Raw genomic sequence first — 10,573 nt, 5'->3', positions numbered from 1 at the left:
TAGTCTTGACACGATTAAGGCACATCAAGACTAGAACGAATTGAAATATGGGCTTTTAACAATATTGCAAAAATATTTCTTAAAGCAAAAAATAATCTCTATAATGTGCATTTCTATCCTATATTTAGACATTCTAGTGATCTTAGAAATTATCCTAAGACTAGTAGTATTTCTAAAACTTGGCACAAATTATGGCACACTAGGGGGAAATCCCCTAGTATTATTTAAAGTATTGAAAACTAGCTGGTGTCATTGCATTACCTAGTTGGGTGATAGGATTAGAGAATAGGACATCATAATTCTTCTCAATTACTGAAGAATCGAATGGTGTTTCTAAATCTAAGCCAGCCTTAGAGTTCAATAGTATACCGAATAAAGCTTGAGCTGGTTTCTCTTTTAGTATATCACTAGTTAATACTTTCTGTATTCTAGTAAAGAACTTAGAGAACATCAAGAAGCCTCTCTCTTCTAAAGCCTTTCTAGCTGGAGACATAGGTATATCGTAGTTAATGAAGCTATCTATAATCCTATTATATATCTCGTCTTTAGGCAGACCTTGTCTCTCTAACTCTTTTTTAAGAGCATACCTAGCTACGAAGTCAGATGCACTTAGTATCTTAGCTAGAGTCTGATACATTGTAGTCTCTTTAGTTATAAACATAGTCTCTAATGCTGTTCTTACAGGATAAGGTAACTTAGCCTTAATAGCATTTATCTTCTCGTCTATAGCATCTTTACTATCCTCCATAGATATATCCTCTACGATCGAAGTAAATAGACCTTTCTGAATCATCTCTTTAATAGGAGAGTCATTAAGCCTTCGCTTGATATTCTCTATCTCTGCTTTATTCACTCGTTTACCAGACTTTTCTAAAGTCTGAAGCTCTTTTAATCTATAGACATTCTTTCTATATTCTTCTAGTAGGTTTACTCCCTCGACATGATCATCCCACATCTGTTTAGGATTACCGCCTTGCATTAGTATAAGGTTGAAGTTACTAATAATGTTAGAAGTGATTGTCTTAGTATTCTTAGCCACTACATTACTCTTAGCTATCTTAGTTGCCTTTTTAACTAGTGTATCTGCCATTAGGGCTATTCGTTTTAATTGTCCAGAAGAGAGTGAAGAGAATGCTTTAGTCTTCTTAATATCTATATCTCTAAAGCCGAATACCCAGTTAAGCATATCTGCTCTAATCATTATAGGTCTATCAGCAAACTTTTCTTCTAGCTTATCTAAGAAAGGTTTAGGTAATAGTCTATAGATCTCTTGTATTCTCTCATCTTTAGAATGTTTAGATAGTTCTACGAATGGTATCTTGAATGGATTGACTTCAGAAGCATGATCTATATAATAGTTATATAGACTTGTAGCTACCTCTTCATTATGCTTAATAGTAGCAATTTTATCTTGAGTTGTAGAAGCATACTGGGCTAGAGATTTAAAGATATTAGTATCCATACCTACTATCTCACTCTTGACACCTTTATTCATAGTATATCTAAACTGATCGAAATGTCCTGTAGCATCTAGTGTAGGAACTAATGAAGGTTGATCACTAAGTACTCGTTGAGTTCTCTTAAACATTGCATCAGCGTTAGCTCTATGTTTTTGTTCTACAGCTTTTAGAGTAGCTAAGAATTGCTCATTACTTACTCCATTACCACTAGTTATATCTTGTACATAAAGATCATTCAAGGTATGACCTCTAGATTGTAAAGATGTAAGCTTAACAGCAGCCTTATTCCACTTAGGTGCATTACTTACCCATTCATTTACATAGAATGCTCTAGGAGCAGAGAATGTATCTGCATCGTCTTTAGTAGTAATATTGGCTACTAGTTTATACCCTTCTGTCTTTAACCTATCGGCTTCATCTACTCTTGCTATAACTACATCAGTATCTGCATTATATACCTCAGATCTATAGCCTTTAATAATATTAAACTCTGATCCATTAAATAACTTCTTACGAGCTATCTCATTTTGAGTTTCTAAGAATGAGAATAATCCTTGCATAGCAGATTTCTCATTAGCTATCTTATCTATAACTAACTCTTTAGACTTCTTAGGCAATCTATCTATAGCTTTCAGAGATACTAATTCATCTATTAGATCTACTATTAATGAATTAGAAGAAGTGATAGCCTTAGATGAACCGAGCATCTTAGCTATATTCTCTGCATTAAGGAGTTGTCCATCTTGATCAGCTTGATTAGTTGCCATATAAGTAGCTAGACCACTAGCTTGAGCTTCAATGAAGTTATAATACTCTTCAGGCTTAACTTTAGATAGAGCTTCATATCCTTTAGCTATATCCATAATCTCTTGCTTGATCTTAGCTTGTCTATCTTTTATTTTATCCTTATCTTTTAAGTATTTAGATACTTCATCTAATGAATATTTCTTAACAAGATAACCCATATCAGTATCTAACAAGGCAACACCTAAGTTTTTAGCTTCTATGTCATCTAAAGGTTTAGAGAATAAGTTAGCTAAAGTTTTCTCAGTTACTGTTTTAGTGGCTAAGGCATCAGCATCAATTCTATTCGCAGTATAGATATATCCCTCTATTGTCCTACCTAGTTTATCTGTTTTAGTAAAGTCTTGCCATAGAGTATGTAACCAGCCGCCATATCTAGCTACTTGTATTTTGTGCATAAAACTTTGTAATACTTCTCGCTTTTCAGGGTGAATAGCAGCTTCTACTTGTAGTTTTACCATATTCGTTAAAGAATCTAGGTAAGACTTAGGATACTCATTTACTTTAATTGTCATATTATTTTTCTTAGCCCAGTCTATAAAGGCATTAAAACTAGCCTTGATTTTATCGTTAGCTTTCTCAAATGCTGCATCGTAAAAGGCTCTTACCATAGTCATCTGCTTAGCTCTAGCTTGGACTACTCTAGCATTAGCGTTAGCTAGTTTTAAATCTAAAGCTAATAAGGCATCGTATAAGTTACCAGATTTAGCTCCCTTGAATGTCTTATTGAAGGCATAAGAAATAAAGTCTTGTACTACTTCGACCATTCTTTCGAATAAGTTAGTAGCCTTAGACTCTTTACGCCTATGCTCGTAAGGTATGCTCTTTAGTTTTTCTACCAGAGTTCTATCAGTTATACCCATAACCATAAACTCATTCAAGCTATTCAAGTAAGCTTCACTACTAGAGCTAGTTGTAAAGTGCTTATACATTTTCTTAGCTATCTTCATATCTTCATTAGCATCTCCAGTAGATACTTTAGGCAAAAAGTCTTCTACTTCTAAATACTTGATCGCTTGAGAATGTATTTCTTTTAGATATTGTCCTTCTCTAGAGTTAAGCCCTGCTGTCCTAAGACCATATTCTAAACTAGCGTGGAGTACTTCGTGAGTATAAGTTTCTTCTAGGCTCATACCAGACCTAGTTGGAGTTGAAGCTCTTACTATTTTAGATACCCTTGCATAAGGATCGAATGAGCCTTCATGCAACTTGCCCTTAGCTTCTTCTATTCTGACTTTTAAATCTTTCAGCGATTCTTTAGAGGCATTGATCACTTGTTTAAAGACATCTTGTAATTGCTTACTATGATTTTCATCGTATAAGCCATCTAGCTTATCTATAGATCTCATTTCAGTTTGTTTAGATAGGAGTGTCTCTGGATTGCCATCATAGGTAAACTCCTCAGTAAGAGTGCTATCTGCATTTTCACTAGAGTTATTAGGAGAATGAAGAGATTTATCTATAACCTGACTATCTAGAATGCTTCTAATCTGACCTTGTACGATATCTAAAGAGACATCCTCTGAATGCTCTAAGTAATGAAGCACTTGTTTTAGTACAGGACTTGCTAACTTGACTTCATTGATATAATCATTGAATGCTGTAAATCTATCTGCTACTCCACTAGCACTTCTTTCTCCTGATTGCTTTTTAGACTCTTCAGTGAGAATAGAATTAACCTTATTCACTGTTTCTTGAAGTACAGGCATAGGTATATTACCAGATCTAATGTATTCTCCAACTAGGGTAGCTTCTAATTTATTGAATGCTTCAGCTTCTTCTTTAAATCTAGAGTTGTTAGGGATATTACTAGGTATGCCTAGTTCTCTAAGCTTACTAATCTCTTTCAAGAATTGTTTAGTTTCTTCTTTAGATGTAGCCATACCACTATATAGATCAGTAAATATCCTTTCAGCATACTCTGTTCTATCCTTCTCTTCGAAATCTAAAGGAGTTTGAGATTTAATTAATTCATGCTTTAACTCTTTTAGATCTTCTATTAAATCTCTCTGGCTATCTTTCTTAAGCTTGGCTATTACACTATCGATTATATCTACTCCTTTAGTTTTAGTCATAGCTGGAGTGATAAGTAATCGCTTTAATTCTTTAGGATCGTTAAGAGTACCTGTAAGAGTATATTCACTGCCTTCGATACCATTCTGTAAGTTGTCATAGACTACTGAAGCGTGCTTTAGTATAGTTCTATTAACTTCACTAGATATAACGAAGTCATTGAAGGTTAAGTCATTCTTCTCCATATCAATGGTAGTTGCTACATTTTTTATCTGTGAGGCTAGTTCTCTAACTAAGTTACGATTTTCAAGATCTACAGAGGCATTCTCGTTATAAATCTTATTAACTTCTTGAGCTTTCTTAGCAGATACGACTAAAGCATCATGTACTGGTATTACATGTATACCAGATTTATCTATCACTACAATAACTATACCTACATGAGTTCCGTCTACACCGTGTATTATCAGTACGTTAGATGCAGCACCTACATCAGTAAACATAGAATACTTACCATTTATAGTCTTAGCTATCCACTTAAACTTACTATCAGCCATTTCAGTCTTAAGTCTTTGCATAGTAACTTGTCTCTTATAGTTATCGTTAGTCTTATCTACTTTATCGAAGATAGAAGACTTAGCATTGCCTACAGAGTCATCAGCTAAGTAAGACGTATAAGGTAGAGGATGTTTCTTAAGTACTTCTTTCTCTATAGCCTCTTCTTCTGCTATAGTTAGAGTATCTGTATTTAATTCTTCTTTTCTTATAGTTTTAGCAGCCTCAATCTGGGTAGCTACATCATTAATCCTTGCATTAACTCCTTGATTTATGGCTTCATTCATCTGACGTACGAATGGATATGTAGCTTCTAGAGTTGCTATAGCAGGCTCATTGAGTACTGAGAAGTATAGTGCATCTAATAGTTGTCCTACAGTATACTTCTTCTTGCTAGTAGTACCATCCGAGTCTGTAACGTCATCTAACCATATCTCTTTAGCTAGGATACCTTGATCAGAATTAAGGTACTCCTCCATAGGTTTCTTTACTTTTTCAATATCTAAGTTACTCTTATCTAGATTTACTATATTAGCTAATATCTCATACGCTTGCTTACCAGCAGGATCGTTTCTTTTAGCATAAGCGTAAGCTAGTTTAGGTAGCCCTTCAGTAAAATACCTAGATAGGTTAAGTATAGAAGCTTTTTCTCCAGCACCATAGCTAAAGACTTGAGATATAGGTTTAGCTGCTTTTCTAGCTTTAGAAGATACTTTACCCTCTTCTAGCTCGAATGTATGAGATACCTCTTGAGAGACTTTACCTGATAGGTTTTCTATTAATCTAGATAGAGTAGCACTCGATTTCTTACTTGGATTTAGTCTTAAAAACTTATGAGCGTTATTTATAGCTTCACTAGTATTAGCTTTACCAGCTTCTAGGTATTCACCTATATTCTTAGCAAACCTTTGGTACAAGTCAAGAAAACCTTTATCGTATTTGTCATTGATCCTTTCACTAGTATTAGTACCATAACTAACTCCACCAGCTGCTAGATTATCTACATAGTCAGGAGATAACATATACTGATTTAGTTTTAATATAAGACCATTGTTTATACCATCAATCTCTGTAGTTATTGTAGTCTCGAATGAGTCCTTACCACTATTTCTAGCATTCACTAGATCTCGTATAGCTAAGGCAGCTTGGATAGCATGAGATACTTCTTCTATCTCAATAGTCTTACCAGCTATCTTATGTTCTTTACCATCGCTTATAAGAGCTTTTATAAACTTCAAGTAGTCTTTAGGATCACTCTCAGCGAACTTCTCTACGATAGCTTTACCAAAATCTATTGAAGACTTAGTAGCTTTTTTATCAGTCTTAAATCCGAAGGCTTGAGCTATAGATATATAGAATGCTGGAGTAGTAACTTCACCATTCTTGATCTCGTAAGTGTCTTTAGAATCTACTGGAGTTACTAGAAACCTATGGAACTTAGTCGCTTGAGGGTTTATATTAGTACTTCTCATAAAGAATCTATTATTCTTACTCATAAACGAGTCAAAATATATAGGAGCTGTACTATCTTCTGAATTAATGTAATTCTTCATAGATTCAATTGATTGCTCAATCTCTCTATTCTTACCCTTTACAGAGTCTAAATCTGAAGGAAGAATATATTTAGGGCTATTAGGATCAGTAGTAGTCTCATCTAGTTCTACATAACCCATACCTTTCTTTAAAGCTTTTACATAGCTTTCATCATTCATAATCTCTGTTATAGCTTCTCTATCTATAGGCATATATGGAGTAGTTTTAATTACATTAAGAGCTTTCTTATGTATAGTAGATATTTTAGTATTGCCCTTACCTTTTATAAAGGTATATGGACTATCATCTACTTCAGGTTTTTCGGTTAGATAAGAGGATACTTCAGCTTCGCTATCTTTTAAAGTAAGTGAGAGATTATTCATCTTCTTATATAGATCAGTATCTCCATCTAGTTTTAAGAACTTACGATAATTTACATTACCTAAGCCATAGAAATTAACTTTAGTACCATTATTAGAATCTATCTCTATAGAAGTTTCTTTAACTAAGTCATTCTTGATCAAGGCTCTAACAGCATATAGACCTAGTTCTTGCTCTATTAGAGATACCTCTTCTGAACTAGTAGTCTCTTTATTTACATTAAAGCCTATATCTTTTAGGACTTTTCTACCTATAGCAGGTAACGCTGTAGAAGCGAAGGTGTGTGTCATAGCTGTCTTTATAAACTGATCGTTTATAGCCTCTTCAGAAAAGCCCATCTTAGATATGGTATCTAGTGTATCCATATAGTCAGCAGTGTAATTCATAGGACCTGTTATAAGCCACTCTAAGCCACGATACATCAAACTAGCTCTTACTCTATTGTCATTGAGCAATAAGCTTGCAGGAGCTTTCTTATCGCCATTCTTACTATCAGGTAAGACTGAGACTAGATTACCTTTCTCGTCTGTAAGTCCTACTCCTTTTAATAGTGTCATATCTAATTGAGTATAAACTGATGCTCCTAAGAAGTCTCTAATATTATTAACTGCTGTCTTAGGATCTTTTACTAAGATACCGTTAGCTTTCTCACTTGGTTTAAAGTGAAAATTAAGCTGTGTAACTTTAAGTTTATGCTCTTCAGGCATACTAGTCTCTTGATCTAAGAGAGTATCCATAATAGGTTTAGAATCTACCTCGATAGGTTCTAAAGGTTTAGGCTCAGGTTTTTTAGGACTTGTATTCTCGGCAGGTTTAGAAGCTGGAGCGGTATCTAAAGTAGTATTAGTACTAGGTTTAGGGACTTGTTCAGGCTTCGATTCTGCCTTAGGTTTAGGCTCTTGTACTTTTTCTTGTATAGGCTCTGGTTTACCTTCTTGCTTAGGCTCTACTCGCTTAGATGTCGGTTTAACCTCTGGCTTAGGAGTAGGTTTAGGCTCTACTTTAGGCTGAGTATTCTCTACCTTAGTTTCTGGCTTAGGTTTAACAGTTTCTTTCTTAGAAACATCTTGTTTAGATTTAGTCTTGTAAGCTACTAGACTACTGATAGTATCTATTGTATCTATCTCGTTTCTAAGCTCAGCTAGTTGCTTAGTTAGAATATTATTAGCTTTCTCATTAGGTCGCTTAATCCATGTATGGTAGCCTTCGTGCTTGTCATCTTCACGATCTATAGCACCCTTGATCACTTCTACTGGAGTATCAGCTGAAGCTTGTTTAGGTATTCTAAAAGTATATACTGATCCATCATTGATCGGATACTTACTAGCATACTCGTATAGTTTAGCCTTATTCTCTTGAGACTTCTTAAAACTAGAGATATTCTCACTCATTTTAGATAGGTCTTCTTTAGAAGTTCTAGAAGACATAGCCTTAGCTAGATAGTTAGTAAGTGAAGGTCTTTCTTTACCATATTTATCTGTAAAACCTTCTATGAATATATCTTTAGATATATCATGATAACCTTCTTTACCATTAGCTAGATTGTCTTTAATACTAGTAGCTAAGCTAGTAACTGCTTTATACTCTTCTGGTGAGAAAGCATTAGGTGAGTTCTGGATATCGTTGTAAGCACTCATTAAAGTATTATAGTTATTCTCTATCTCTTTAGCTCTTGAACTATTGTTATTAGGGCTATGAAGTTCTTGTCCTTTTAACATACTTTCAATTATCTCTGGCTGTTGCATTCTAAGAGCAGCTAAAGTACTCTCTAGTGGAGTCATACTTTCTATTACATTATAGTCAGGATTTTCTTTTTTACGAGCGAAGTGTTCTTGGATAATCGGACCTATGTTTTTAACAGTATTCTGAACTTCTTTAGGTAGCTTAGAGAAGTTTTCAGTCTGACCTATATAAGATAAAGCTCCACCTATCTCACCCATAAACTCTTTAGTTGTAGGAGTCTCTGACGGAGTACTAGCCCTAGATATAATATCTAAAGCTTTACCTAGCTCTTGATTATCTATAGGCTCACTAGAAGCGTTAGCAAGATCAGTATTGACTTCTTTATCATTAGTTCTAGTGTAGATATCTTTAGCTTTAGTATAGATACTCTTACCTGTATTGAGAGCAGTAGCTGGGATATGAGTACTAGCTCCGATAGATCCACCTACTAATCCTCCAGCTATAGCTGCATCTCTAGCTTGTTCTTCTTTCTCAACTGCTGTTAGATCAGGTCTAGCACTTAGTTCTAGTTTAGTTTGTAGATACTCTATAGGGGCTTCACCTACTGCACCTACTGCAGCTCTACCACCTAGATAGCCAGCAGTTTTAGCTCCTTGTTTAGCTATGCCACCTAAGGCATATTTTAGTACTTCTTTAGCTGTTAGGTCTTTAGCTTCTTCAGAAGCTGTCTTAGAGAATGTAGGCATCATCTTAGAGATAATGCCACCTTCACTAGGAGTAAAACCATTCTTAGCTATTCTAAGCATATCTTCTTCAGGTAATGACTTAGTTAGATAACCAGCTACTTCTTTTAGATCAGCATTATAAAGACCTTTAGGTATAGACTTACTCATACCTTTTAGTAAAGCTGAGGCTTCTATGTAGTTTAGACCTGTATAGGCTAAAGCAGCAGGAGCTTGCTCTAGGATACCATCTATGCCTACCTTATCTTTATAGACATCTTTATCACTTAAGCCTTGCATTCTAGCTAAAGCTTCTCTCTTATCTATATCCATATTAGTAGCTTTAGTTAGAGCATTAATACCAGCTACTCCTAGTTGGATACCTTTACCTAAACCACCTGTAGCTATAGTAGTGAGTACTTCAGGGTGAGTTAAAGACTCAGTAGCCATACCGCCTATAGTTTTAGCCATATCCCATACTGAGTAGTTATCTCTATCCCATTGTCGTCTTAGACTCTCAACTGTATTAAGACTTTGAGCATTGATGTCTTTACTAGCCTTAAGAGCCTTATTACCCATATAGTTCAAGCCATCAGTTACTCCTGACATTAGTAAGCCATCATCTGCTTGAGCTTTCTTCCAGTTCTTATTCCAACGTTGAGCTAAACTAAGACCATCATCTTGGGTATGAGTAGGCAATACTCCATCTAACATATATCCAGCAGTATCTACTACATCACCTAGACCTTTTACTGCTCCACCGATACCTTTTAGAGCATCTCCACCCCATTCTAGAGCTTGAGATTTAATAGTACCCATAGTTGTAAAGTCATGGGCATCATCAGTAGGTACATAATCTTCAGTGAATACTCCTGCCGCATTCTCTAGTCGATTAACTCCTAATTGTCTTGTAAACTGATTAGCTAGTTCTCGTCTAGTAGTATTGAGTTTAGCCCTATCTTTATCTAGCTCTGCATCTATTATATCTTGTTGCATTAGACTAAGTTGTCTTCGTTGCTCAAACTCATCAGCTCTCTGTCCATTTTCTATAGCTCTCTGTAGTCCGTGTAGCTGTTTATTTATACTCATGCCTCTAGCTAATAGACCTTCAGAAGTTAATCCTGTTAGATCTGGAGTGGCATAAGGATTACGAGCATTTAAGGTCATATTTCGCTTAAAGTTAGCATACTGCTCTCTCCTAGCTTGCTCTGCTGTAACGTTAGCTAACGTCTCGTCAGCTAGGTCTAAACCTATCTGATAATCGTCTGGCTCTAGTTCTGCTAACTTATTTGTAAAGGCTTGTTGAGCTTTAAACTTCTTGTCTGCTAAACCCATATTCTCTCCTTTATGGTAATATTTTTTAAGGTAATAGTATTATTATATCTAACTAAAAGAATAATATTGAAAAGGTAAATTATTTAC

1 protein-coding gene is annotated in these 10,573 nt (G+C 35.1%); it reads right to left on the bottom strand.

The window, feature by feature from the left end:
• Positions 1 to 220: 220 nt before the first annotated feature.
• The gene (locus B9N65_RS10035) at positions 221 to 10,486 is read right to left on the bottom strand and encodes a hypothetical protein (RefSeq protein ID WP_087582425.1); all 10,266 of its coding nucleotides are present in this window, start codon (positions 10,484 to 10,486) and stop codon (positions 221 to 223) included.
• Positions 10,487 to 10,573 lie beyond the last annotated feature (87 nt).

This window comes from Campylobacter concisus (assembly GCF_002165815.1).
In the GTDB taxonomy this organism is placed as follows: Bacteria; Campylobacterota; Campylobacteria; order Campylobacterales; family Campylobacteraceae; genus Campylobacter_A; species Campylobacter_A concisus_BH.
This window is presented reverse-complemented; position numbering and strand designations above follow the sequence as displayed.

Bases quoted from the DNA above. Each gene is read 5' to 3' on its own strand.
- B9N65_RS10035 (WP_087582425.1), bottom strand. From the start codon at position 10,486: ATGGGTTTAGCAGACAAGAAGTTTAAAGCTCAACAAGCCTTTACAAAT.